The organism is Roseibium sp. TrichSKD4, assembly GCF_000148725.1.
In the GTDB taxonomy this organism is placed as follows: Bacteria; Pseudomonadota; Alphaproteobacteria; order Rhizobiales; family Stappiaceae; genus Roseibium.
In genome coordinates, this window is record NZ_GL476319.1 from 41,318 (window position 1) to 66,343 (window position 25,026).

Genomic DNA, 25,026 nt, shown 5'->3' on the forward strand with positions numbered 1-25,026 from the left:
CCAACCTGATTGATCTCATATGGCTTTAGACCGGTCAGGGAAATGTCGCCAAACATGACCCGGCCTGTATCGGGGGCAAGACGGCCAATCATGCAGTTCAAAAAGGTCGATTTGCCTGCCCCATTTGGCCCGATGATGGCGTGAACAGTGCCGTCTTCGACGGCAAAGTTCACATTGTTGAGTGCTTTCAGGCCGCCGAACGACTTGTTCACACCCTCGACTGTCAAAATATTCATGGGTGCTGTCCTTATTCCGCCGGAGCCGGAGCTGCAGTGCCGTTCGGCCCCTGTTCAGCTTTCTTGCGAGAGAACAATTTTCCGATCCTGCTGATGCCCTCCATGATGCCTCCTGGCAGGAATATCACGATCAGCATGAACATGATGCCCAGCGTCAGGTGCCAGCCTTTCCCGATGAACGGATGGATGATGAAGACAAGGAAGTCAGCGACGGCATCCGGTAAAGCGGAGAACCACTGATACAGAATGTTGTCGTTGATCTTGGAGAAGATGTTCTCACAGTATTTGATGAAGCCTGCACCAAGCACTGGACCAATCAAGGTGCCCGCACCGCCGAGAATGGTCATCAGAACCACTTCGCCAGAGGCCGTCCACTGCATGCGCTCCGCACCTGCAAGTGGGTCCATGGCTACCATCAGCCCGCCTGCAAGACCTGCATACATGCCGGAGATGACGAAGGCTGCCAGCGTGTAGGGCCTGCTGTTCAGACCGGTGAAGTTCATCCGGTTCTGATTGGATTTCACCGCACGCAGCATCATGCCAAAAGGGGACCGGAAAATCCGGACAGAGACGTAGAAGGCGGCGATCATCACCACGGCACACAGATAGTACCCCGCGTTAAATGTGAAGAGCCAATTTCCAAGCACCAATTCATAACTGTCGCGCATGGCGAGACCGAAGAAGTTGGCTGCCGGAATGGAGCCGCCCACTTGGCTCACGCCAAGCACGCGTGGATCATCCAGATTAAGCTGCAAACCGGTTTCACCGTTGGTTATCGGTGTCAGAACCGAATAGGCCAGCGAGAAGGACATCTGGGCGAAGGCGAGCGTCAGGATCGAGAAGTAGATGCCTGATCGACGCAGGGAGATGTAGCCGACGAGCAGCGAGAAAAGGCCTGCGAAGATGACTGACATGATGATCGCCGGAACCACGTTCATGGTCAGGAGTTTCATCATCCAAACGCCAGCGTAGGAACCAACACCCAGAAAAGCGGCGTGGCCAAAGCTGAGGTATCCCGTCAAGCCGAAGAGGATGTTGAAGCCGATGGCAAAGATCCCGAAAATCAGGAAGCGTTGCATCAGATCCGGATAGCCAGCGTTGAACTGCGCCAGTTCAGACCCATCCGGGAACGGGTTCAACAGGAAGGGAGCAAAAACGACCAGAGCAACCACAAGCAGGAAGGTGGACGTATCTTTTTTATCAAGTCCTAGCATGGGTCAGCTCTCCATCACGCCCTTGCGGCCCATCAGGCCCCGAGGACGGGTCAACAGAATGATGATTGCGACGAGATAGATCACGATCTGGTTGATGCCGGGGAACAGGGCGACGACCTGTGCCATGGAAGCAAAGCTCTCCAGAATACCGAGCACAAAACCGGCCAGAACTGCGCCCGGGAGAGATCCCATACCGCCGACAACCACGACCACGAAGCTGAGGACGAGGAAGTCCATGCCCATATGGTAGTTTGGTGAGTTGATCGGGGCATACATGACCCCTGCCAATCCGGCCACCACGGCTGCCAGTGCAAACATGATGGTGAAGCGGCGGTCGATATCAATGCCGAGCAACCCGACCGTCTGCCGGTCCGCCATGCCGGCGCGCACGACCATGCCGAAGGTCGTGAATTGAAGGAAGGCAAAGACACCGCCGATGATGGCCGCCGAGAAGAGGAAATAGACAATCCGCCAGTATGGATAAATGATCACGTTCGGATCAAATCCAAGCATTGCCCCAAAGTCAAAGCTGCCAGCAAATGCGGCCGGTGCAGGCGTCGGGATCGGGTTCGCGCCATAGAAATACTTGATAATTTCCTGAAGAACGATCGCCAGACCGAAAGTGACCAGAATCTGATCTGCATGCGGACGTTTGTAGAAGTGCTTGATCAGGCCCCGCTCCATCATGAGACCGACAAGTGCCATGATGGGAATGGAAAACAGGATCGCCAGAGGCACCGACCAGTCAATGATCGCAGCGCCCATTTCCGGACCGAACCAGGATTCCACGTACGGCGTTTTGACCTTGAGCGGGTTGCCCAGAAAGTCGAGTCGCTCCGGGTCAATTGTCTCAAAGCTCAGGGTCAAGATGCGCTGCAAGGTGACGGCGCAGAATGCACCGATCATGAACAAGGCCCCGTGGGCAAAGTTCACAACACCGAGCGTCCCGAAGATCAGTGTAAGGCCCAGAGCGATCAGCGCATAAGCTGACCCCTTATCCAGACCGTTCAGAATTTGAAGAAATATTGCGTCCATAGCTCTCAGCTCGGATCAAGGGCGCATGCGGGCTGTCCCGTTGCGCTATGTGTCCAGAAATTGGGAGCAGGACGGCCGAATGACCGCCCTGCCCTTTGGAGCCTATCAGGCGCCGGAGTTACAGGAGCCGAGCGCACCGCCCGCAAACTGTGGGTGATCCGGAGCGTAGGTGACCTGCTCGACCGGTGTAACCTCAACGATCTCGAGAAGGTCAAACTCGGATGTCGGGTTCTCTTTACCCTTCACGACCAGAACATCCTTGAAGCACTGGTGGTCTTCCGCACGGTAGAGCGTCTTTCCGTTGCCCAAACCGTCGAACTCGAAGCCTTCGAGAGCTTCAACAACGCCGCATGGGTTGAAGGTGCCCGCACGCTCACATGCATCTGCATAGAGCAGCGTTTGAACGTAAGTGGTGTGCGCAGCCTGGCTTGGCGGGAAGCCGTATTTCTGACCGAACGACTGGACGAATGCCTTCGAGCCTTCGTCGGTCAGCGACCAGTGCCAGTTTGTGGAGCCGAAGATGCCCTTAACGTTGGCGCCTGCACCCTTCGCCATCAGACGGGAGTACAGCGGAACGATGATCTCGAAGTTTTTGCCGTTAACGAGCTTGTCGCGAAGACCGAACTGAACAGCGTTGGTGAGCGAGTTCACCATGTTGCCGCCATAGTGGTTCAAGACGAGAACGTCTGCATCGGACTGGAGAACCGGCGTGATGTAAGACGAGAAATCCGTCGCAGCGAGCGGTGTCTTCACGGTTTCAACGGTGTTCCAGCCGAGTGCTTCGGTTGATTCACGAACAGCCTGCTCTGTCGTGTAACCCCAGTTATAGTCTGCGGTCAGGTGGTAGGCGTTCCGATCTGCGCCGTAAGCGTTCTTCAACACTGGAGCCAGTGCAGCACCGGACATGTAGGAGTTGAAGAAGTGACGGAAGCCGTTCGCTTTTTTGTCCTTACCAGTGGTGTCGTTGGAGTGGGTCAGACCCGCCATGAAGATGACGCCTGCTTCCTGGCAGAGCGCTTGCACGGCCACAGCCACACCGGAAGATGAACCGCCGGTGATCATGATCGCGCCGTCTTTCTCGATCATAGACTTTGCGGATGCACGTGCTGCGTCAGACTTTGTCTGCGTATCACCTGTCACATACTCGACTTTTTTGCCGAGAATACCGGAGCCTTTCAGCGCCTTGGAGGAGAACGTGTTCAGCATGCCGCCGTCACCTTCACCGTTCAGGTGCTCGACAGCCAGCTGGTAAGCGCGTAGCTCGTCTGCGCCCTCGTCAGCATATGGACCAGTTTGCGGAACGTTGAAGCCAAGGGTCACTGTGGAGCCGGTCGGCTCGTTCACGTATCCTGCCGCCCAAGCACGGCTAGTGAAGATGGTTGGAGCAGCAAGCAATGCACCGCCAGCGGCACCTGCACGCAAAATGGAACGGCGGCTCAGCGGTTTACGAATAAGGGTCATACTTTCCTCCCAGAAAGGCCCGAGTGTCCATAAGTTCAGCTCATCGGCTGATGTGGTTTGCCTTCGGAATACTGGCTGCCCGGCCTCCTCACCGGTTTTTGCAACCATGACTCCGCAAGCTATTTGGACACTAGGAACAACAGTTCCCGAGGGGCAATACGACTAATGACTCGCCCCCTTCACCACCCAGCGTTGTGGGTTATCGTATTTTTGTTTCGCCGATTAATTAAATTTGGTAATTTTGTGCATTGCACACTGTAATATATTTGAGGTTTATTGCCGTTAAATAAATTTACATGCTGTCATGCACAATCGAAATGCCAGCGATACTAAAAACAGAGATATACAAAAGTCGATAGCCGAAAGTTTAATGGGTTTTCTGCTTATTTTTACTCCCATTGACGCCCAAGCACCACTTTTGGGTGTGCAGAATTTTGCGATCCACGTTTACTGCAGATCACCTACTGATGGGTTTAATGGCTGTACATGAGTCTAGAACCGCTGGCTTTGCGGCTTGCACTTGAAGGCAAAAGCGCCAAGTTAGGAACAATTGTATTCATGCAAGCCAAGATGAGATCATGTCGCAAAACCCGCTTCTTTCTGATTGGAAAACTCCGTTCCAGGTCCCCCCTTTCAATGACATAAACGGTGACCATTTCCGGGAGGCCTTTGATCAAGCCTTTGATGAGGCAAAATCGGAAGTCAGCGAGATCGCTTCACAAGACGCTCAGCCGGATTTTGCCAACACAATTGAGGCGCTTGAGAGTTCGGGAAAGCTGCTGACCCGCGTTGCGCGGACATTCTATAATCTGACCGGCTCCCACACGAACGCGACTTTGCAAGAAATTGAACGGGAAGTCGCCCCCAAGCTGGCGAAGCATCAATCGGATATGCTGTTGAACCCGGCCCTGTTTCAGCGGGTGGCAAATCTGTGGGATCAGCAGGCAAGCCTCTCCCTTTCAGAAGAACAAGCAAAAGTTCTTGAGCGCTACCACACCATGTTTCAGCGCGCAGGCGCAGGCTTGAACGAAGCTGACAAGAACCGGATGGCGGACATTTCGCAACAACTCGCCAGCCTTGGAACCGCCTTTTCGCAAAATATCCTCAAGGACGAATCTGATTATCAATTGGTTTTGGAAACAGATGAGGACAAGGCCGGTCTGCCAGACTTCCTCCTGGCAGCAGCGGCCTCAGCAGCAGAGTCCAGAGGACATGCGGGCAAACATGTCATCACCCTTTCCCGTTCCCTGATTGAGCCATTCCTGCAGTTCTCAGCCAACCGCGCCCTCCGCGAAGAAGCGTTTCGGGCCTGGGCATCACGCGGCGAAAACGGCGGTGACACTGATAACCGCGAAATCATCACCGAAACACTGCAGCTGCGCGCAGAACGCGCCAAACTCCTCGGATTTGAGAGTTTTGCGCATTTCAAACTCGACGACACGATGGCAAAGAAGCCTGAGGCCGTGAACGACCTTTTGATGAAGGTTTGGGAACCAGCCCTGGCAAGAGCCGTCGAAGAGGAAGCCGACCTTGCAGCTTACGCCCAACACCAAGGGGCCAACATCAAGATCGAGCCGTGGGACTGGCGCTATTATTCAGAGAAAGTCCGCAAGGAAAAACACGATCTCGATGAGGCCGAATTAAAACCCTATTTGCAGCTGGACAAGATCATCGAAGCCGCTTTTGACACAGCCTCGCGTCTGTTCGGAATCTCCTTCAAGGAACGCAAGGATGTTCCCGTCTACCATCCTGATGTTCGTGTCTTTGAGGTGTTTGGTCGAGATAGCAACCACATTGGTTTGTTTCTGGGTGACTATTTCGCTCGTCCGTCGAAACGGTCCGGCGCCTGGATGAGCGCGTTCCGGAGTCAGGAAAAGCTCTCAGGTGATGTTACGCCGATTATCGTGAATGTGATGAATTTCGCCAAAGGTGCGGACGGGGAAGCTTCGCTCCTCACCTTCGATGACGCGCGCACACTTTTTCACGAGTTCGGACACGGCCTTCACGGGCTTCTGTCCAGCGTAACCTACCCGATGATTTCCGGCACCAGTGTTGCGCGAGACTTTGTTGAATTGCCCTCACAGCTTTATGAGCATTGGCTCTCCAAGCCCGAAGTTCTGTCGAAATATGCGGTTAACTACAAAACCGGTGAGCCGATGCCGAAAGCGTTGCTGGACAAACTGTTGGCGGCGGAGAACTTCAATCAAGGTTTTGCAACAGTGGAATACACGTCCTCAGCACTCGTTGATTTGAAGCTTCACCTGATGACTGATCTGGACGGTTTTGACCCGGTCGCATTTGAAAAGCAGACGCTTGAACAGATTTCCATGCCTTCCGCGATCATCATGCGCCACCGCACTCCGCATTTTGCGCATGTGTTTTCCGGCGACGGGTATTCTTCCGGCTACTACAGCTACATGTGGTCAGAAGTCATGGATGCTGATGCTTTTGGTGCCTTCGAAGAAGCCGGAGACATCTTTGATCCGCAAACTGCACACCGCCTTTATGAATACATCTACTCCGCTGGTGGGCGTCCCGATCCGGAAGAAGCCTACAAGGCATTTCGAGGGCGGGCACCGAAGATTGACGCCTTGCTTGAACAGCGCGGACTTGCGGCGGCGTGATCCGTTGTTCCAAGATCAGTCAGGGCGGCATCTGCCCTGACCTTTCTCCAAATCTGAAACGGTGGAAACGCTGACATGCAACGCAGCCTGTTCCCAAAGGATCTGCCAACATCCAAATCGACACGGATCGCCATAATCCTTGGTGGTGTGTGTGGAGCTTCCGGCGTTGCCCTCATGGCCCGTTCCGCCCACGCAGATACTACGGGTCTAATGCGAACAGCGGCTGAGATGTTGCTGTTTCATGCGCCTGCATTTTTGGGGCTTGCCGCTTTGGCACAGATCAAACGCATCTCGCTTCTTCCGATAGCCCTAGCCTTGCTCGCAATCGGCCTTGCGCTGTTTTGTGGGGATCTGCTTGTCCGCGCTCAATTCGAACAGCGACTTTTCCCGATGGCCGCCCCATCCGGCGGCGTTCTGATTATCCTGGGCTGGATTGCCGTTGCCTTAAGTGCCCTTCTTATCAGGTCACGTTAGCCTTCAATCAATGGCGCAACAAAAAACCCGCCAAACAGCGGGTTTTCACAACTTGCGAAATTTTTGCAAGCGAGCCCTACTGGCCCGGCGTCCATGCCTTATAGTCGCCGGTGACTTCAGGACGCTCTTCAGGGGTCAAGATGGAGCCAGACGGACGATAGGCTGAAGCCGTCCCGGTCAGGTTCTCTTGATGCGGCTTTTGCCAAGATTTCGCGCGGTAGTCTTCATCAACGGGCGCCACATCAACACGGTGATGCATCCAGCCATGCCAACCCGGAGGGATAGAAGACGCCTCCGCCAGATCCTTATAGATGACCCAACGCTTTTTGCCCTCACGCTCGCGATAATACTTGTTGCCGAATTCGTCTTCGCCAACAAACTCGCCTTTACGCCATGTGAAAAAGCGGGTGCCAACGGTCTGGCCGTTCCACCACGTGAAGATTTCCAAAAGCGCGCTCTTGATACCCATGGCGTCCTCGTTACCCCAGAATCCTCGCGACGAACCTGTCGTCCAAGTTTTCGCAAGTGGATTTAGACATTTGCCGGGAATATGACGCTCCAACCGTGTGCTGTCCAGAGTGCCGCCCCGCTTCTGACTGGAAACTTTGAAGATTCAGCCGGTTTTTCGAACATTTGCAAAGCCATTCGATTTTTTGAGGCGCTTTTTCGGCGCAACCTTGCCAACCCGCCCAAGCTCTCTCGCCCGTGCCTGCGCGACTTCCTGCTCAACTTCGCTGATAACTTTCCTCTCTGCTTCTTGGTCAAGTTTCTGATCGAAGAACCGTTCGAGGACGCTTTGCATCTCGCGGAAACGGCGCTGGCCTTGCTGGTGCAGAATGCGCGCCTGCTCGATACTCTGCACATCGCGCGCCTCCTCGCTGAAGTCGCCTGCCTCCCCATTGATGTTGTAAAAGCCGGATCGCTCGAGAATCAAAGGGCGGTTATCTTGTAGAAGCCACTTGATTCGATCATGAATTACGCTTGGAGAAATTGGTTTGACCATCACCATATGCGCGCCTGAGCGAAGGGCTTTGTTCACCAAGGCTCGTGTGCCCCAAGCTGTGATGAAAACGATTGGAATGAAGCACAACGGCTCCATGTGCTTGTGCCGGACGATTCGGAGCAGCTGGTAACCGGACATGGGCTGCATACGCCAATCTGTGAAGATGACGTTGGGCGGCTCAGACAGAATCGGCTCAAGAGCAAGCTCGACGGTTTCGAAAACACGCACACGAGCGACCCTTAAACTGTACAGAACGGCACGAATGATGGTCTGCATCGGCTTGCTGTCTTCCACGACAACAACATCCAGCTGTTCAATATCTAACCCATACGCCGCATGATGGACCATGCTGTGGTGTACTCCGTACTAAACCCCTCTGCAGGTGACCATCTCACCCCCCCCTTAAACTGCCCTTAAGGAATGTGCTGTGGCTTTCCGATAATTTTTAATAATTTCAGTCATTTATGTTAGTTTAATTACGCACAAATCACATGACTTCTGAATATTCGACTGCGTTTTCTCCGCAGGAATCGGCCTGTATGGTTTGGACTCGTTTCAATCTGGGTTCAACGAAATGCAGTCGAGCGCATCCCAACCAAAGGGCCCTTTTCAGAATCAGTGTCAGAATACCCAAGGAGAATCAGCGTGTAGGATTCATTCCCGGATTGGCGGGTTTGGGACCCACAAATTGTGCGCATTTTGCCGCACGCCAAAATGTTTTTTCCAGCCACTTGACTTCGATAAACCACGCAACTCGCAGCGTATTTGACGTTGCATTTAATACCGCAATAATTCGACCCGACTTTTTCGTCCAATTCGACTTATGATTGGCGTATGAAGTAAAAGTCGCGAGTTTCCGCGGTTTCTGGTGACCTTTGACTAGGCCTGAAAAGCCACTCTCCCCACAATCCACACACACCCACTATATTTAGCGCTTGCCCACAAGCGATACACAACAGGTTGTCATTGGACGCTTGACGGTAAGAATTCATTTACTTTAGTTTCGGTATCGTCAGCGGCGTGGATAGCAGGGGTGAGTAAGCTCTCGTTCCCGTCAGTTTCAGTAGCTAGTACACGGATATCCCACTTGCCGGAAAGTGTTTTCGGCGGGCGCGGATTTTGTGTGCCGAGTGTTGAGGCACGCCTCTGTAAAACCTGTTTATAGACACAATATATAGTAGTCAGTCAGTCACCTGGCGCTATATAGGCTGAAAACAACAGAGCAGCACTCTTCGGCGCGTCTCTACGCGCCAGCAGGCCAGATGAGCTGCTCAGGCACTTAAAATGTGGCACTTGGCGGTTGGTCTTGTCACCAATCGGGGTTTTAAAAGGGGAAATGGAATGCGGATCGAACGGCGCTACACCAAAGAGGGACAAACACCCTACGCAGACGTCGAATTCCGAACGGCTACGAGTGAGATCCGGAACCCGGACGGGTCTGTTGTGTTCAAACTGGACGACATTCAAGTTCCGGCCCAATTCTCCCAAGTCGCTTCCGACATTCTCGCCCAAAAGTATTTCCGCAAGGCTGGTGTTCCCGCGAAGCTGAAGCCGGTTGAAGAAAACACCGTGCCGTCTTGGTTATGGCGCCACGAGGCTGACGAAAAAGCACTGAAGAAACTCCCCGAAGATCAGCGCTACGGTTCAGAGATTGATGGCCGCCAGGTTTTTGATCGTTTGGCTGGCACTTGGACCTATTGGGGCTGGAAAGGCGGCTACTTTGACAGTGAGGCCGATGCGCGCGCGTTCTACGACGAACTGCGCTACATGCTCGCCACCCAGAAAGTTGCTCCGAATTCCCCGCAATGGTTCAACACCGGTCTGCACTGGGCATATGGCATCGATGGTCCGAGCCAAGGCCACTATTACGTCGATTATGAAACCGGCAAGCTGACCAAGTCCGCCACCGCCTATGAACATCCGCAGCCCCATGCCTGCTTCATCCAGTCCGTTGAAGATGATCTGGTAAACGAGAACGGCATCATGGACCTTTGGGTCCGTGAAGCGCGCCTCTTCAAATACGGCTCAGGCACAGGCTCCAACTTCTCGCGCGTTCGTGGTGAAGGCGAAAAGCTCTCTGGCGGCGGCAAATCCTCCGGATTGATGAGCTTTCTTAAGATTGGCGACCGGGCAGCAGGTGCCATCAAGTCCGGCGGCACCACGCGCCGCGCAGCGAAAATGGTCGTTGTCGATGTCGATCACCCGGATGTTGAGGAATACATCAATTGGAAGGTGAAAGAAGAGCAGAAAGTCGCTGCCCTCGTCACCGGCTCCAAAATCTGCCAGAAGCACCTTAGCGCTATCATGAAGGCTTGCGTCAATTGCGAAGCCGACAATGGGGATTGCTTTGACCCGGCCAAGAACCCGGCCCTGAAGCGCGAAATCCGCGCAGCGAAAAAGATGATGGTGCCGGAAAACTACATCCAGCGCGTCATTCAGTTCGCCCGTCAGGGGTTCACGAAGATTGAATTCCCGACTTACAACACGGATTGGGATTCCGAGGCTTACCTCACCGTTTCCGGCCAGAACTCCAACAACTCGGTTCGCGTGACCGACGGGTTCCTGAAAGCCGTGATGACAGATGGGGACTGGGATCTGACAGCGCGCCGCTCAGGCGATGCGATCAAGACCATCAAGGCCAAGGAACTGTGGGAGCAGATTGGGTATGCTGCTTGGGCATCCGCGGATCCCGGCCTCCAGTACCATACAACCATCAACGACTGGCACACTTGTCCGGCATCCGGCGAAATTCGCGCGTCCAATCCATGCTCTGAGTACATGTTCCTGGACGACACAGCGTGTAACCTTGCATCCCTGAACCTCATGCAGTTCCGCAACGAAGATCGATCCTTCGATGTGGAAAGCTACGAACACGCAGTTCGCCTGTGGACCATGGTCCTTGAAGTTTCTGTCTTGATGGCGCAGTTCCCGTCCAAGGAAATTGCAGAGCTTTCTTACCGCTACCGCACCACCGGTCTAGGCTATGCCAATATCGGCGGCCTGCTGATGACGTCCGGCATTCCTTATGACAGCACAGAAGGCCGCGCCATCTGTGGAGCGCTGACAGCCATCATGACCGGTGTTGCCTTTGCCACATCTGCTGAAATGGCAGGCGAACTCGGCCCCTTCCCGGGCTACAAGGACAATGCCAAGCACATGCTGCGTGTCATGCGCAACCACCGCCGCGCAGCGTTTGGCGAAGCATCCGGCTATGAGAAACTGTCCACGGATCCGGTGCCACTTGACCATGCCTCCTGTGCAGACAAGCGGCTAGTAGAGCGGGCAAAGGCTGCTTGGGACAAGGCTCTGGAGCTTGGAGAAAAGCACGGCTACCGCAACGCTCAAACCACCGTCATCGCACCGACCGGCACAATCGGTCTGGTCATGGACTGTGATACGACTGGAATTGAACCGGACTTTGCTCTGGTGAAGTTCAAGAAGCTGGCTGGTGGCGGCTACTTCAAGATCATCAACCGCGCCGTGCCAGAAGCGCTTTCTGTACTGGGCTATTCTGAGAGTCAGATTGCCGAAATCGAGGCTTATGCAGTCGGCCACGGGTCTCTCGATCAGGCTCCAGCCATCAACCCGGGTGCTTTGAAGGCCAAAGGCTTTACAGATGAAAGCCTTGCGAAGTTAAAAGGCTCCCTCGGGTCTGCCTTCGACATCAAGTTTGTCTTCAATCGCTGGACGCTTGGCGATGACCAAATGACAGCTCTTGGTGTTTCCGAAGAGCAGCTCAACGATCCCGAGTTTGAGCTTCTCTCCTTCCTCGGCTTCTCCAAGGCCGACATTGAGGCTGCTAACACCCATGTGTGCGGTGCCATGACACTGGAAGGCGCGCCTTTCCTGAAGGAAGAACACTACCCGGTCTTTGACTGTGCCAACCCGTGCGGACGGATCGGCAAGCGCTTCCTGTCGGTTGAAAGCCACATTCGCATGATGGCCGCCGCTCAGCCGTTCATCTCCGGCGCGATCTCCAAAACGATCAACATGCCGAACGATGCAACGGTCGAAGACTGCATGGAAGCCTACATGCTGTCCTGGAAACTCGCGCTGAAAGCCAACGCTCTTTATCGCGACGGCTCCAAACTCAGCCAGCCGCTCAATGCCCAGCTTCTGGCAGATGAAGATGAGGACGAGGAAGATGCGGTTGAGGCATTGGCCGCCAAACCTCAAGCAGCCCGTGCCGAAGTCGTTGCAGAACGCATTGTTGAGCGGATTGTTGAACGCGCTGTTCGCTCTCAGGAAAAACTTCCGGGCCGCCGCAAGGGGTACACCCAGAAGGCAAAGATCGGCGGTCACACCATCTTCCTGCGCACTGGCGAATATGATGATGGCCGGCTTGGCGAGATCTTCCTCGACATGAACAAGGAAGGCTCTGCCCTGCGTGCCTTCATCAACAACTTCGCGATCTCTGTCTCCCTTGGCCTTCAGTATGGTGTGCCGTTGGAAGAATATGTCGATGCGTTCACCTTCACGAAGTTCGAACCAGCCGGCATGGTCATGGGGAACGATGCGATCAAGAATGCGACTTCCATTCTCGATTACGTCTTCCGCGAACTGGCTGTTTCCTATCTCGGCCGCCACGATCTGGCGCATGTATCACCGGAGGTCTTCGGCGCTCCTGCAACAGGGCTCTCTGGCGGTGAAGGTGAAACGAAAGACAGCGGCGTTGTTTCCCACGGCCTCGTACGGGGTCAAACAGAGCGCTTTCGTCTGGTGAACCAGTCCGAAGGGCCGGTTGGGTCCTCAACGACAACCGTCACTGCACATGTGGGCAGCTCGCCTGCAGCTCAAACATCGGCTGTTGCGACCGCCTTTGCCCGCGGAGCTGAAGCGGTGAGCGCCGTTGAAGTCACAAGCGCCCCTGCCCCACAAGCAGCGACCGCAGCCCAGCAGATCGCACAAGCCCGGATGAAAGGCTATGAAGGAGAAAGCTGTGCAGAATGCGGCAACTTCACCATGGTCCGCAACGGCACCTGCCTCAAATGCGACACCTGCGGCAGCACCAGCGGCTGCAGCTGACCAAAGTGAGCCACTCTGAAGAGGCTACTTAGGTTTGTCTCGAAGGCGACTTTTGTGTCTCCAGAGCGACCTAAGGATTGTCTCTGACAGTTGAAAAGAAGAAATTCGGGCGCCTCGGCGCCCGATTGCATGAAACAGGTACGAATTGATACCTGATAAAAGTGCGACAGGCGCCGTCGCGCCAATGGTTGCCAGATTTGGGTCGGCCCATGTCCTCCCAGTCCCGAGTCGCATAGGATGGCCAATTCACGCCAATAAACGGCTCAAACGGCCGACAACAAGAAAACCCGCCCATCGGAGACGATTGGGCGGGTTACTTCATTCCAGTTCAAGTAAGCAATACAGGGCAACCCCAGTTTACAATACTGGTCAGGTCCTCTCCTGATCGACGCAATCGATCAAGCATGTCATCACATCCCAGATATCGGTCCTCTAAAAAGGTGTTTAATTGCTGGGGATCGGCAAGCATTTGAGCAGCTTCGAGGGCCGCCTGTTCCGGTAGGGCATCCTCCAATCGGGCGGCAAGCGCAGCACCGAACGCAAGACCGGTGGTCCAATGTACAGGCCAAAGATGGCCCACAACAGCTTGATGGCCTGAGACGAGGCTCTGCGCCAACCCAATTCGCGAAAGACCACCGCGCATCTGAGCAGACGCTCCGCTACAGCTGTTAAGAACTAATAGACGCCTTCCATCGGTCGGGATCCTCCAACCACGGATCTCCTCAAGATTGATTAATGTCTCATCTGGCATATGCAGCCCACTGCCTCCGACAGCAAACGGATCGTGAGTGCCGTGCGAGATTACCCAGACTACATCTGCCTCATCATTTTCATAAAATCGCCGCAGGTCATCACGAGTGGGATTCGCTGATCCATGCAGATCGACTCCCCACCCCGAGCGTTCGGCCACATGACGGATCGCGTCAATTTCAAACCTCTCGTGCAACGGGCCTCCAGCCCAAACCGCAATTCGTCGGATTGGCCGTGATGGAAATGCAGACTGGAAACTAATCTCCAAAGGTGCAGCCACATTCGCATACCTTGCAAGCATCGCCTGCAAAGGCTCAGGGCCACTCGGGAAGATCAGAACGGACCTTGGTGCCCAATCCGCCGGGAGGCGCTCCCTAAGCTCCTCGAAACGATAATGTGCCGCCATTGCTTCTTCTAAGCGAGGTCCTGCGGAGGCATCAATAACATCGAAGCGAATGTCCTCGTATCTATCTGGTGAATGGTCACCATCGCCCCCACGAAAGTATGATCCTAGAGCCGTACTAGCGGCACGCTGCAAGTCGTCATAGGTGGCCGTGTCCCCCGTTCCGGTTAACCAACTACCGCCAGGCCAAAGATAAGCAGCTCCCCCATTGTGGGTTGGAACCAAAACCAATAGTTCCGCTTCGGATGGCTCTACATTATTCGCTCGATACCAAGCACCAAGTACAACTATGACATCATCAATTTCGCCCCAGTTTACGAGAGCAAAAATCAATGGGTTAAGAACTACGGCCCGCAGCTCTAGCACTTCCAGGTCAGATTCACCGGACCGCAGATTTGCGAGGTATGAAGCTCGAAGCCTCGATATTTCTTCCAAAACTTCTGCTCGACGAGATCGCCAATCTTCTACCCCCTCAATTGCAACCGCTAGAGCTTGGAGACGTTCATGTTCGACCATCACCGAGCCCCATTCGGATAGTGCTCGCGCAGCCCACTCCTGTGGCGTCCCTTCAACAAAGCGGTTTGCCTGGGTGGTAAAAACCATCGCAATGTCAAGCTTATTCCGAAGCGACTGCGTCCGCGCGGCAGTATCGACCAGATCGGCCGCCCAGTTCACGCTAGCTGGCCAATCAATGTATGCCGCCCAAATAACCATCTGGGACATAGCTTCAACTGGTCCGCGCTCCGCCGGATTTTGTCTTTGAATGCTAGAAACGACTCTCCAACATGCGGGAGCCACGTCGGCCGTGAGTTCATCCAGGCCACCAAATCGGTAGGCTACATAGAAACAGGCCCCTGCGAATTCCGATACATCCTGCAAATAGCGATTGAACAAGTTTCGCGGAGCGTGCGGAAAATTTAGAAAGGTGTAAGTGTTATTGTTGACACGCTGATTTCGATCATGCGTTGGAGAAACGGCGGTCCAGATCCAATCGTAGCACGGCCCCAACTGTCCGGCTGCCCTTGTGGCATAGACTGCCGGCATACAGGTGACAAAACGTGCACAATCGATAGCGTCGGTTTCTACTGCTGTGCCTGCTAAAGTACGGGCATTGTGCAGGTCAGCGACCAATGCATCTGTCCAGGCCCAAAAATCCGGCAAATACTCCATACGCGCAACTTGAAGAGTCCAGAGCGCTTCCAACAAGTCGATATCGGGGTTTGACCACGAGAAAGGCTCCTCCCAATTGAGAGTGTCTTGATCGAGCATAAACGTCTGAAGGAAAGCATTTTCCAGCGTCATTATTGTGAACCTATTCGGATGAAAAATGGTGGGTAGAGCAGTGCTCCAAGTCGCATACGGTGGCTATTTGAAACCGTTCGGGATCAGCAGGTTTGTCGACAACTAAGATTGGTTTACTGTAGACCGATGTTATTCTTCACCGCCCCCCGATGAAATGATCGCAAACGTCCACGTCGGAGTCTTTTAGCTTGACGCTTACGCAAGAAAAATCGTTGGAAATCCCAGCATAGTTTCAATCTCCCTTCACCAGCCCCTCAACGAACTGAAAGATCCGGACCATCGCAAGTGTATCGAGCTTGCAGTACTCCAAGAGGGCCCGTCGCAATCGCGCCTGCTTTTCCCGGTCGGTTTCGTTGATCATCTTGTTCCAGCCATCCATTGCGGCTGTCCCGTCGCCAATCTCCATTCCCTCGTAGCTGAGATCAGGCACCACGACGGGAAGAACCTTCTTGATGGATGTCGATCCGTTGAAACGGATATCGACGTATCCCGTTTTGAAGACATCCATAAGGTCAACGGTTCGCTCCACAAGGCCAAGAAGGAAATCCCGATTTTCGGGGAATGCGTTTGCCATTTCGTTGTTTCGAGCGTTCTCGAACGTCTTGTTCCAGGTGATGATGGATCCGTTCGCACCGATGGCACCTTCTAGGGCTTTCACCAGATGACGCGGGAGTTCCGGCCGATCAGCCAGATATTCGATATGATCGAGCCGACCATCTTCGTGTAGGATATGGAGCGAAAACTGAAACGGTAACTGCTGTTGCGGCCCAGTTCCATTAACGATTGGGATTGCGGAAAGGTATGTTTCATAATCCAGAAAATAGAGCGGATAGGCCAGAACACCGATGAAGTTCTTAATGTCGGCGATGTCTATGAATGGGTTCTCGACGTTGCTTGCCCGGACAATCGGCTGTTGAAGGCGTGAAACCTCTTCGAGTTCGATCTGCTCCAGTCCAAACCGTCCCTCTGCGACAAATTTCTCGAGCTTCCTGCCAAACAACCGAGGTAGCGAGTAAATTGAGTATTCTGGAATGCCCGGATTGAAGTAGTCGAAACTGTCGCAGTGATGAGAACGACTGAGGTTCAAGCAGTTACACGAGCGCTCATCAATAGCCGCTTCATTGAGGAGTGAAAGCGCCTCAGTTATTTCCTGCTCTGTTTCGTCCAACAAGCCTTTCACCCGAACGGTTTCATCGGCAAAGACGAGGAGCTCCCCAGGATCGATCTCGCCATCACGGGTGTAATCCTTGTTCAAGTGAACGATGAAGATGTTCCGGATGCCGCGCCCTGCCCGTGTAGCTGCGATCGTCTGAAACGCGGCATCCTTCAGCTGATTATGCGGATTCCCATCCTTCACACTGGTAGAGGACTTGATCTCGAAGATATCGATCGTCCCATCCTCGTTTTCCCGAAGCATGTCGACACGGGCATGGAGGCCCTCATTCGTCTCGAATACATCCTGGAACGAACAGGAAGCGGCATCGGGCCACCCCTGCACCAACTGGCGAACATATCCCTCGACCTGGTAGCCTTCTTCGGCCAATTTCTGGGCAAAATCGGAAAACTCGCCCTCTGGATAAACCTCCGGCTTGTGCTGTTTCAGCCAGAGCGATTTTGGGCAATTCAGATACTGGATAAAATCAGTTTTCGATAACATGTCACTACCCTTAAGACTCAAGGTACAAAGGCGATAAACAACCAAGGAGGATTGGCCGAACCAACATGCCATTCGATCACAACAAAGATCCTGCACACCCCTTTCGAACCGGAACCTTTTCAGCCTCCTCCAGGGCAACCTGAAACAACTTGGCAGGCAGATTACTCGCTTTGCCAACGCAACCAAAGTTTGCAATAACAATGCGACACCAATCGCAGACTCTGGCAGGGAAATATCTTTGGGAAGACAACGACATAATGATTTCTGATCACCTGACTGACATCGAGCAATTCGACGCTGAACTCTGGACGATAGCCGACAATCTGCGAGCCAATTCCGGCCTCGCTTCGAACGAGTATTTCATGCCCATCATGGGCCTTTTGTTCCTTCGTCAGGCCACCAACCGCTACTACGAAGCACTCGCCGCCATCGAGGCGGAGAAGGCAAACGGGAAGATGCCGGATCGCCCGCTCCGGGACGTAGACTTCACTCGTCGCCGGGCCATGATGCTGCCGGAAGCCGCCCGCTATGATGTGATCCTCGACCAGCCGAAAGATGGCAGCCTCGGCGAAGCTCTGACTGCCGCTATGGAAGCCGTTGAAGAGCACTTTCCACCGTTGGCCGGACAGCTCCCCAAGGACTACGAGCGGTTCGATGACGAACTACTGGAAAGCATGATGCGCAAGTTCGACACCGAGGCTCTGCGCAAGGCATCTGGCGACGTTTTCGGCCGCATCTACGAGTACTTCCTGGCAGAGTTTTCCAAACAGGGTGCCCACGATAACGGCGAGTTCTTCACACCGCCCTCTATTGTCCAGACGATCGTCAACGTGATCGAGCCGGACCACGGTATCATCTTTGATCCGGCCTGCGGCTCAGGCGGGATGTTCGTCCAATCAAGCCACTTCATCGAGCATGAAGGCAAGGACACGATGAAGCGCGTCACTTTCTACGGCCACGAAAAGAACGAGACGACCGCCAAACTGGCGCAGATCAACCTCGCTGTACATGGCCTTCAGGGTTCCATCCAGGCAGGAAACGAAGCCATAACCTACTACAAGGATCCGCATGAGCTGATCCAGCATGACAAGAATGCAGATCGGGTGATTGGTAAGTGTGACTTTGTCATGGCCAATCCGCCCTTCAATGTGGACGAAGTCGACGCTGAGAAGGTGAAGAACGACCCGCGCCTCCCCTTCGGTCTACCTGGGGTGAACAAGGCGAAGAAGGTCTCTAACGCCAACTTCCTTTGGATGTCCTACTTCTACAATTATCTGAAGGATACCGGGCGGGCTGGTGTGGTCATGTCATCTCAGGCGTCCAGTGCGGGCCGCGATGAGGCGAAGGTCCGGCAGAAGCTCGTGGAGACGGGCGCCGTCGATGTCATGATCGATATCCGCGGCAACTTCTTCTACACGCGGACGGTTCCCTGTCAGCTCTGGTTCTTTGATCGGGCAAAGGAAGCAGATGAGGCGCGCAAGGACCACGTCCTGATGCTCGATGCGCGGAACATCTATAGGAAAGTGTCCCGGGCCATTTATGACTTCAGCCCTGAGCAGCAGAAAAACATTGCCGCGATTGTGTGGCTGTATCGGGGTCAGTCCGATCGCTTCTTGGAACTGGTGGAAGCCTACCTGGCCGAGGCGATCGCAAAAGGTCAGGCAACCACGGAGCCCTTCACTGCGTTCGAAGACAGGCTGGCCAAACTGATCAATTTGATGGCGCCCTTTGCGACGGAGGCGCGCGATCCCGATCCACTGTCTGAAACCTGGACCGAATTGGCAGCCACCCAGGCAACGCTGAAGCAAGACATTGCAGCATACGGGGTCGAAGTCGTTGCCCGGGCGAAGGAGTGGGAAAGCAGCGCAAATGGCAGGAGCCGGGATAATGCGACACTTCACGCGGCACGGGAAGGCCTCCATGCGATAGCTGACCAATGCCGTGATCTGACCAAACAGATCGACCTGGCGGCGAAGCTTGCAGGCCGTGTTGCTGATGTGGCGATGCAGGAGCTGGAGGCGCGTGACTCCGATCTCTGGAACAATACCGAGATCAACAAGGCCAAGCGTGCGCTCAATGGCACGAACAAGGACAACGATCACGGTGCAAGGGGCGACGTGGTCGAGGCGCTGCGTCAGGCGCGGTATTTCGTCAAACAGGCCGACTGGCTCCAAGAACGTTTCCCCGATGCGATGCTGTGTGATGTCGAGGGGCTAGTAAAGCTGGTCAACCGTAGGGAGATCGAAACCCATGACTGGAGCCTGACACCGGGGCGTTATGTCGGTGTGGCGCCTGAAGAGGTTGACGAAGATTTCGACTTCGAGGAGGCGCTGCGCTCGATCCACATCGACCTCAAGGGCCTTAACGAGGAGGCGACGGATCTGGCGGCACGGATAACCCGGAACTTCGAGGAGTTGGGGGTATGACTTCCTATCTCGGGTCAAAACATTGGGCGCCAGCCGTCTTGCAAGACTTAGTGTTCTTGCAAAGAGGATTTGATATTACCAAGGCACAGCAGAAAAAAGGCGAAGTTCCCGTTTTCTCGTCCTCTGGGCTCAGCAGCTGGCACAATGAGGCTAAAGTCCAGGGACCGGGAATTATTATCGGTCGCAAGGGAACACTGGGCAGCGTTCACTATTCTGACGGCGATTACTGGCCCCATGACACAACACTATGGAGCAAATCTCTCAACGGAAACAATCCCCGTTTCGTCTACTTCGCGCTAAAGTGTTTGGGCTTAGAGCGGTTCAATGTGGGTGGGGCCAACCCGACGCTAAACCGAAATCACATTCATGGGCTTCCGATACATCTGCCAGAACGAGACGCGCAAGACCGGATCGTCTCCATCCTCTCCACTTACGACGACCTGATCGAAAACAACCGACGGCGGATTGCGCTGTTGGAGGAAGCGGCGCGGCTGCTTTACCGCGAGTGGTTCGTCCACCTCCGCTTCCCCGGCCATGAACACATTCCGATCACCGATGGCCTCCCGGAGGGATGGGAAAGACGGACATTCGGTAAAGTAGCCGAATTGAAGTATGGCAAGGCCCTGAAAAAGGAAAACCGTGTCGAGGGACCGTTTCCAGTCTATGGTTCCAGCGGTATTGTCGGCACACACCAAAAGGCCTTAGTCGAAGGACCAACGATCATAATTGGGCGCAAGGGTAACGTTGGGAGCGTTTTCTGGTCACCTGCCGATTTCTGGCCGATCGATACGGTTTACTTCATCCCAAAAGATCAGGCGGACTTCTGGCTCTACCTCGCGCTGCCATCAGCAGGTTTCCAGAATACGGACGCGGGAGTGCCCGGCTTGAACCGCGATTTCGCCTATAGCCGAAAGCTTGTTCAGCCTAAAGAGAGGCTCCGTCGGCATTTCAACGAAGCTGTCGAGCCGATGTTCGCACAACGCGCGAGGCTGGAGGCATACAACGAAAAACTCTCACAAGCCCGGGACCTTCTCCTGCCGCGCCTGATGAACGGGGAGATCACAGTGTGATTGTAAACGATGAAACCATTCCCGAATACCTGCGTGCCGAACTGGAAAGTGAGACCGCAAGTTTAAAATCAACGAAATTTAGCTTGCCGGAGATCAGCAACCGTGATCGTGCTCTGTTCCTGATTGGCGAACCCGACCTGGAAGCCCAACTGATCGCGATCAAAGGCATGTTGAGGCGGCATGCCGAAACAGAGCAACTCGTCTCAAAGAAAATCAAAGAGCTTGATGCCCGGACCCGCGCCTACGCCGGGGCCAGCGATGAATACCAGCAACACCTGGAAGATCAGTGGGTCGACGCAATACACTGGTCGGTTTTCCAGGATGCCGCACATAGCATGTCAGCTGTTGGCATGTTGGCGCCCTTTGTTGAGTCTCTGTTCGTGTCCGTGTTCCGTGGACTGCGCAGGCAGCTTCATGAAGATACCGCCAACGATCCACGCACCGCAGCCACCCAAGACCAATACTGGAACCCGCAGATTGTGTACCGTAAGGACGGCCAAAAGGATGATGTCGTCGCTGGGATCAATCAGCTCGCGATATCGACGGGTCTCCACAACTACCTTCCCGGGGAATACCAGAAGACGCTTTCGGCTCTTTTCGGCTATCGTAACAATATGTTCCACAACGGGTTCGAATGGCCGCCAGAAACACGTCAGAGATTTGCCCAACGTATCGCAAGCGGAGAATGGCCAAGGAGTTGGTTCTCACAGGCCACCCGTAATGACGAACCATGGATCTTTTACATGAGCGATGAATCCATTGCTCATTGCCTAAAAATGATTGACCAAGTACTTGACGGTGTGGGTGAATATATTACTCAACCAAAAGGCGATTTAACTTGAACTGATTTCGTCGAAGAGGGATTGCATGGCCGTCACAGGCATCAACAGTGAAGACCGTCTGGTTCAGAAAACCTTCGCCGACCACCTTGAACAGGCACTCAACTGGGAAAGCATTTACGCTTTCAACAAGGAGACTTTCGGTGCCGGCGGCACCCTGGGGCGAAAGGACACCAGGGAAGCGATTCTGACGCGCGACCTGCGAGAAGCCCTGATCCGCCTAAACCCGGACCTACCGAACAAGGCCATCGACCATGCCATACGGGAGCTGACCGTCTATGATGTCAGTCGTTCTCTGGTTCAGCACAATCGCGACTTTTACCGCCTCATTCGCGGCGGCGTTCAAGTCACCTATAAGGACAAAAACGGCAGACAGAAATCCGCTCGCGCCAGGGTCATTGATTTCGATAATGCTCCCGGTTCGAACCGCTTTCTCGCGGTGCGCGAACTGAAACTGACCGGAATCCGGACCCCTAATTACAATCGCAGGGCGGATCTGGTCTGCTTCATCAACGGCCTGCCTATCGTATTTATCGAGTTGAAGGCGGTTTATAGGAATATCCGCGAGGGTTTTGACAACAACCTCTGTGACTACATGGACGAGAATGTCATCGCCCATGCCTTTCATCACAACGCCTTTCTGATCGTCTCTAACGGCGATCGCGCCCGCTATGGCTCCATCACCAGCACCTGGGAGCATTTCAACGAGTGGAAGCGGCTCGACGAGGATGACAAAGGCAGCGTGGACGCTGAGAAACTATTGAACGGCATGCTGGCCCATGATCGCCTGCTCGATCTCCTCGAAAACTTCATTCTCTTTGACGCGAGCAAGGCCGGCACAACCCGAAAGGTCGTTGCACGAAACCATCAGGTGCTGGGCGTAAACCGTGCTGTTGCTTCCGTGGTACACCAGGAAGCAATCAAGGCAGACTTGCCCGACGGCCAGAGGCTCAAACACCGGGTGGTTGAGCTCCCTCTGGAGCGGAAAGCCCCAGCCAGGCGCAAGGCCAAAGCCGATGATGCAAAGTTGGTCGAAGCCAAGGCGGCTCTCCCATCCTTCGTTCCAGACGGCCCTGTCGACCTCATCGAGCGGGCCCATCCCGATCTTGGACGGCTCGGTGTGTTCTGGCACACCCAAGGCAGCGGCAAGTCTTATTCCATGGCCTTCTTTTCGGAAAAGGTCCGTCGCAAGGTTCCTGGCAACTTTACGTTCCTCCTGATGACCGATCGGCAGGATCTCGACAGCCAGATTTACAAGACTTTCGTGGGCTGCGGGATTGCGGGAGAAGACACGCCCCGCGCATCCTCCGGCAATGAGCTGGAAAAGGTCCTGAGGGAAAACCATCAGTACGTTTTCAGCCTGATCCACAAGTTCAACAAGAACGTCAATCCAGAGGAGCCATACAGCAAACGCGATGACATCATAGTGGTTTCCGACGAAGCCCACCGGACGCAGGCAGGACGGCTCGCCCGGAACATGCGTCTGGCCCTGCCGAATGCCGCCTTCATCGGTTTCACCGGAACGCCGCTGTTCAAGCAGGACGAGATCACCAAGCGGATCTTTGGAAACTATGTGTCGCGCTACAACTTCAAGCGCTCCGAAGAGGATGGTGCGACAGTCAAGCTGGTCTATGAAAATCGAGGAGAGAAACTCGGTGTCGCCCGGACGGACCTGAACGATCAGATCGCGGCGAAAATAGAAGAGGCGGAGCTGGATACGGATCAATCAGCCTTGCTCGACAAATTGTTGGGCAAGGACTACGAGATCATCACCGCCGATGAACGCCTGGATAAGATCGCTGCCGATTTCGTCGAGCATTACTCAACGCGCTGGGAGTCCGGAAAGGCCCTTTTCGTCTGCATCGACAAGATTACCTGTGCTCGAATGTTTCAGCGTATTATCCCCCGGTGGAAGACCAAGGCCACCGAGATCCGCAGGGCCGAACAGGCTAAACGCGCGGAGGCGAAGGCTGCAACAGATCCGCAGATCCAGGTACAGCTGAACGATGAGGCGGTGGAGCTGAAGCGCCAGGCTGACTGGATGGATGAGACCATCATCGAGATCATCATCAGCGAAGCCCAAAATGAAGTTAAAGACTTCAAGAAATGGGGCTTCGACATCATCCCCCATCGAGAATTGATGAAACAGGGTTTCGAAACGGAAGGCGGTGATCGTGTCGATGTTGAGAGCGCCTTCAAAAACCCCAAGCATCCGTTCCGGATAGCGATTGTATGCGCCATGTGGCTTACAGGGTTCGACGTGGAGAGCCTCACGACACTCTACCTCGACAAGCCCATGAAGGCGCACACGCTTATGCAGGCTATCGCCCGCGCAAACCGCGTATTTCCGGGTAAGGATTTCGGCCTGATCGTCGACTACAACGGCATGCTGAAAAGCCTTCGGGAAGCCCTAGCTCAATACGCGCTGGGTGATGACGGGTCAGGCGAAGAAGAAATCGTCGCGCCGATCGAAGAAAGGGTGCAGGCACTGATAGAAGCGTTGGAAGCGACCGAGGCCCATTTGAAGGGCCTTGGCTTCGATCCATCGACCTTGACTGGATCGACGGGGTTCGCCCGGATCCGGGGCATCAGGGATGCCGTGGACGCAGTTTACACAACGGATGAAACCAAACGGCGATTTGAAGTGATGGCCCGCCAGGTGTTCACGCGCTTCAAGGCCCTTCTCATGGAACCGACGGCCTTTGCCTATGCCGAACGGCACGACAACATTGAAGCTATTTACAAGAAGCTGACCGAGCGGCGGGATACTGCCGATGTCACGGAACTGCTGAAGGAATTGCATCGTATCGTCAATATCGCAATCCAGACGCAAGCCCCAGGGGGTGACCAGGCCGAGGGCCTGACGTTTGACCTCAGTAAGATCGACATGGAGCGGCTGCGTGATGAATTCGCCAAGAAGGTTCATCACAAGGCAACCGCCATCCAGGACATACGAGACATCGTCGAAGCAAAGATCGCGCAGATGCTAGCCCGCAACTCCACTCGGATGGATTACCAGATCAAATACGAAGAGATCGTCGCCGCCTACAATGCCGACAAAGATCGCGTCAGTGTGGAAGATACCTTCCGGCGCCTGACTGAACTCATGAATGAGCTTGACGAGGAACAAAAACGCGCCGTCGAAGAGGGGCTGGATGAAGACGAACTCGCCATGTTCGATCTTCTGAAAAAGAACGACCTGACAAAAGCAGACCGCGAGAGGGTCAAACAAGCCAGTCGCGACCTCCTGACCGCGATCAAGGACCAATTGGCAAAACTCGACCACTTCTGGGAAAAAGAGCAGACCAAGGCGGAAGTCAAGACGTTCATTCTCGACAATGTCTACATGAACTTGCCGACACCTCCGTTCTCAAACGAAGACAAGGAAGCCTTGGCCGAGAGCGTCTATGCCCATGTCTGGCAGCAGGCCGTCAGTGGGGGCTTTGCGACTGCGGCGTGAAACCATTTATGACGTTTATGGTGTCTTCCAAGCCAGATCCTGGAGCG

15 protein-coding genes are annotated in these 25,026 nt (G+C 54.4%); 7 read left to right on the forward strand and 8 right to left on the reverse strand.

Annotation, left to right across the window (positions count from 1 at the left end):
- The 4 genes from TRICHSKD4_RS16555 to TRICHSKD4_RS16570 form a co-directional block, all read right to left on the reverse strand.
- On the reverse strand, positions 1–236 hold a 236-nt coding region (locus tag TRICHSKD4_RS16555), incomplete at its 3' end, for an ATP-binding cassette domain-containing protein (protein ID WP_040617057.1).
- An 11-nt stretch (positions 237–247) separates the two neighbouring features.
- Positions 248–1,450, reverse strand: coding sequence for a branched-chain amino acid ABC transporter permease (locus tag TRICHSKD4_RS16560; RefSeq protein ID WP_009468028.1), 1,203 nt, complete (start codon positions 1,448–1,450; stop codon positions 248–250).
- Positions 1,451–1,453: 3 nt separating this feature from the next.
- Positions 1,454–2,485, reverse strand: a complete 1,032-nt coding sequence (locus TRICHSKD4_RS16565) for a branched-chain amino acid ABC transporter permease (RefSeq protein WP_009468029.1) — start codon at positions 2,483–2,485, stop codon at positions 1,454–1,456.
- Positions 2,486–2,590: 105 nt separating this feature from the next.
- Entirely contained in the window at positions 2,591–3,946 is a 1,356-nt protein-coding gene (locus tag TRICHSKD4_RS16570; RefSeq protein ID WP_009468030.1) for a substrate-binding protein, read from the reverse strand.
- Between the two features lie 578 nt (positions 3,947–4,524).
- Between TRICHSKD4_RS16570 and TRICHSKD4_RS16575 the strand changes: the two genes are divergently transcribed.
- Positions 4,525–6,570, forward strand: coding sequence for a M3 family metallopeptidase (locus tag TRICHSKD4_RS16575; RefSeq protein ID WP_009468031.1), 2,046 nt, complete (start codon positions 4,525–4,527; stop codon positions 6,568–6,570).
- 75 nt (positions 6,571–6,645) lie between these two features.
- A complete protein-coding gene (locus tag TRICHSKD4_RS16580; RefSeq protein WP_009468032.1) occupies positions 6,646–7,044 on the forward strand; it encodes a DUF423 domain-containing protein in 399 nt (132 codons plus the stop codon).
- A 76-nt stretch (positions 7,045–7,120) separates the two neighbouring features.
- On the opposite strand, the gene TRICHSKD4_RS16585 is transcribed toward TRICHSKD4_RS16580, so the two are convergent.
- Positions 7,121–7,507: an NADH:ubiquinone oxidoreductase subunit NDUFA12 gene (locus tag TRICHSKD4_RS16585; RefSeq protein WP_040617148.1), complete on the reverse strand. Its 387-nt coding sequence runs from the start codon at positions 7,505–7,507 to the stop codon at positions 7,121–7,123.
- A gap of 150 nt (positions 7,508–7,657) precedes the next feature.
- A complete protein-coding gene (locus tag TRICHSKD4_RS16590) occupies positions 7,658–8,395 on the reverse strand; it encodes a PleD family two-component system response regulator (RefSeq protein WP_009468034.1) in 738 nt (245 codons plus the stop codon).
- 993 nt (positions 8,396–9,388) lie between these two features.
- Here TRICHSKD4_RS16590 and TRICHSKD4_RS16595 point away from each other — a divergent pair.
- Entirely contained in the window at positions 9,389–13,072 is a 3,684-nt protein-coding gene (locus tag TRICHSKD4_RS16595; RefSeq protein ID WP_009468035.1) for a vitamin B12-dependent ribonucleotide reductase, read from the forward strand.
- A 328-nt stretch (positions 13,073–13,400) separates the two neighbouring features.
- Here TRICHSKD4_RS16595 and TRICHSKD4_RS16600 read toward each other — a convergent pair whose 3' ends face one another.
- Complete coding sequence (locus TRICHSKD4_RS16600) at positions 13,401–15,527, reverse strand: CHAT domain-containing protein (RefSeq protein WP_040617058.1); 2,127 nt, start codon at positions 15,525–15,527, stop codon at positions 13,401–13,403.
- 232 nt (positions 15,528–15,759) lie between these two features.
- Positions 15,760–17,184 carry a DUF2779 domain-containing protein gene (locus TRICHSKD4_RS16605; RefSeq protein ID WP_009468037.1) on the reverse strand — a complete coding sequence of 475 codons (1,425 nt, stop codon included), beginning with the start codon at positions 17,182–17,184 and terminating at the stop codon, positions 15,760–15,762.
- 257 nt (positions 17,185–17,441) lie between these two features.
- On the opposite strand from TRICHSKD4_RS16605, the gene TRICHSKD4_RS16615 reads away from it, so the two are divergent.
- From TRICHSKD4_RS16615 to TRICHSKD4_RS16630, 4 genes are read left to right on the forward strand one after another with little or no spacing between them, the layout of a single operon-like run.
- Positions 17,442–19,610 carry an N-6 DNA methylase gene (locus TRICHSKD4_RS16615; RefSeq protein WP_009468038.1) on the forward strand — a complete coding sequence of 723 codons (2,169 nt, stop codon included), beginning with the start codon at positions 17,442–17,444 and terminating at the stop codon, positions 19,608–19,610.
- Positions 19,607–20,680, forward strand: coding sequence for a restriction endonuclease subunit S (locus TRICHSKD4_RS29480; protein WP_009468039.1), 1,074 nt, complete (start codon positions 19,607–19,609; stop codon positions 20,678–20,680). Before TRICHSKD4_RS16615 ends, TRICHSKD4_RS29480 begins: the two co-directional genes overlap by 4 nt.
- On the forward strand, positions 20,677–21,522 hold the full coding sequence (locus TRICHSKD4_RS16625) for a hypothetical protein (RefSeq protein WP_009468040.1): 846 nt from the start codon (positions 20,677–20,679) through the stop codon (positions 21,520–21,522). Before TRICHSKD4_RS29480 ends, TRICHSKD4_RS16625 begins: the two co-directional genes overlap by 4 nt.
- A gap of 25 nt (positions 21,523–21,547) precedes the next feature.
- Complete coding sequence (locus TRICHSKD4_RS16630; protein ID WP_009468041.1) at positions 21,548–24,979, forward strand: type I restriction endonuclease subunit R; 3,432 nt, start codon at positions 21,548–21,550, stop codon at positions 24,977–24,979.
- The last annotated feature ends 47 nt before the right edge of the window (positions 24,980–25,026 follow it).

Excerpts from the sequence above, each read along its gene's own strand:
- TRICHSKD4_RS16560 (WP_009468028.1), bottom strand. The coding sequence starts at position 1,450 with ATGCTAGGACTTGATAAAAAAGATACGTCCACCTTCCTGCTTGTGGTT.
- TRICHSKD4_RS16565 (WP_009468029.1), bottom strand. The coding sequence starts at position 2,485 with ATGGACGCAATATTTCTTCAAATTCTGAACGGTCTGGATAAGGGGTCA.
- TRICHSKD4_RS16570 (WP_009468030.1), bottom strand. The coding sequence starts at position 3,946 with ATGACCCTTATTCGTAAACCGCTGAGCCGCCGTTCCATTTTGCGTGCA.
- TRICHSKD4_RS16575 (WP_009468031.1), top strand. The coding sequence starts at position 4,525 with ATGTCGCAAAACCCGCTTCTTTCTGATTGGAAAACTCCGTTCCAGGTC.
- TRICHSKD4_RS16580 (WP_009468032.1), top strand. The coding sequence starts at position 6,646 with ATGCAACGCAGCCTGTTCCCAAAGGATCTGCCAACATCCAAATCGACA.
- TRICHSKD4_RS16590 (WP_009468034.1), bottom strand. The coding sequence starts at position 8,395 with ATGGTCCATCATGCGGCGTATGGGTTAGATATTGAACAGCTGGATGTT.
- TRICHSKD4_RS16595 (WP_009468035.1), top strand. The coding sequence starts at position 9,389 with ATGCGGATCGAACGGCGCTACACCAAAGAGGGACAAACACCCTACGCA.
- TRICHSKD4_RS16600 (WP_040617058.1), bottom strand. The coding sequence starts at position 15,527 with ATGACGCTGGAAAATGCTTTCCTTCAGACGTTTATGCTCGATCAAGAC.
- TRICHSKD4_RS16605 (WP_009468037.1), bottom strand. The coding sequence starts at position 17,184 with ATGTTATCGAAAACTGATTTTATCCAGTATCTGAATTGCCCAAAATCG.
- TRICHSKD4_RS16615 (WP_009468038.1), top strand. The coding sequence starts at position 17,442 with ATGATTTCTGATCACCTGACTGACATCGAGCAATTCGACGCTGAACTC.
- TRICHSKD4_RS29480 (WP_009468039.1), top strand. The coding sequence starts at position 19,607 with ATGACTTCCTATCTCGGGTCAAAACATTGGGCGCCAGCCGTCTTGCAA.
- TRICHSKD4_RS16630 (WP_009468041.1), top strand. The coding sequence starts at position 21,548 with ATGGCCGTCACAGGCATCAACAGTGAAGACCGTCTGGTTCAGAAAACC.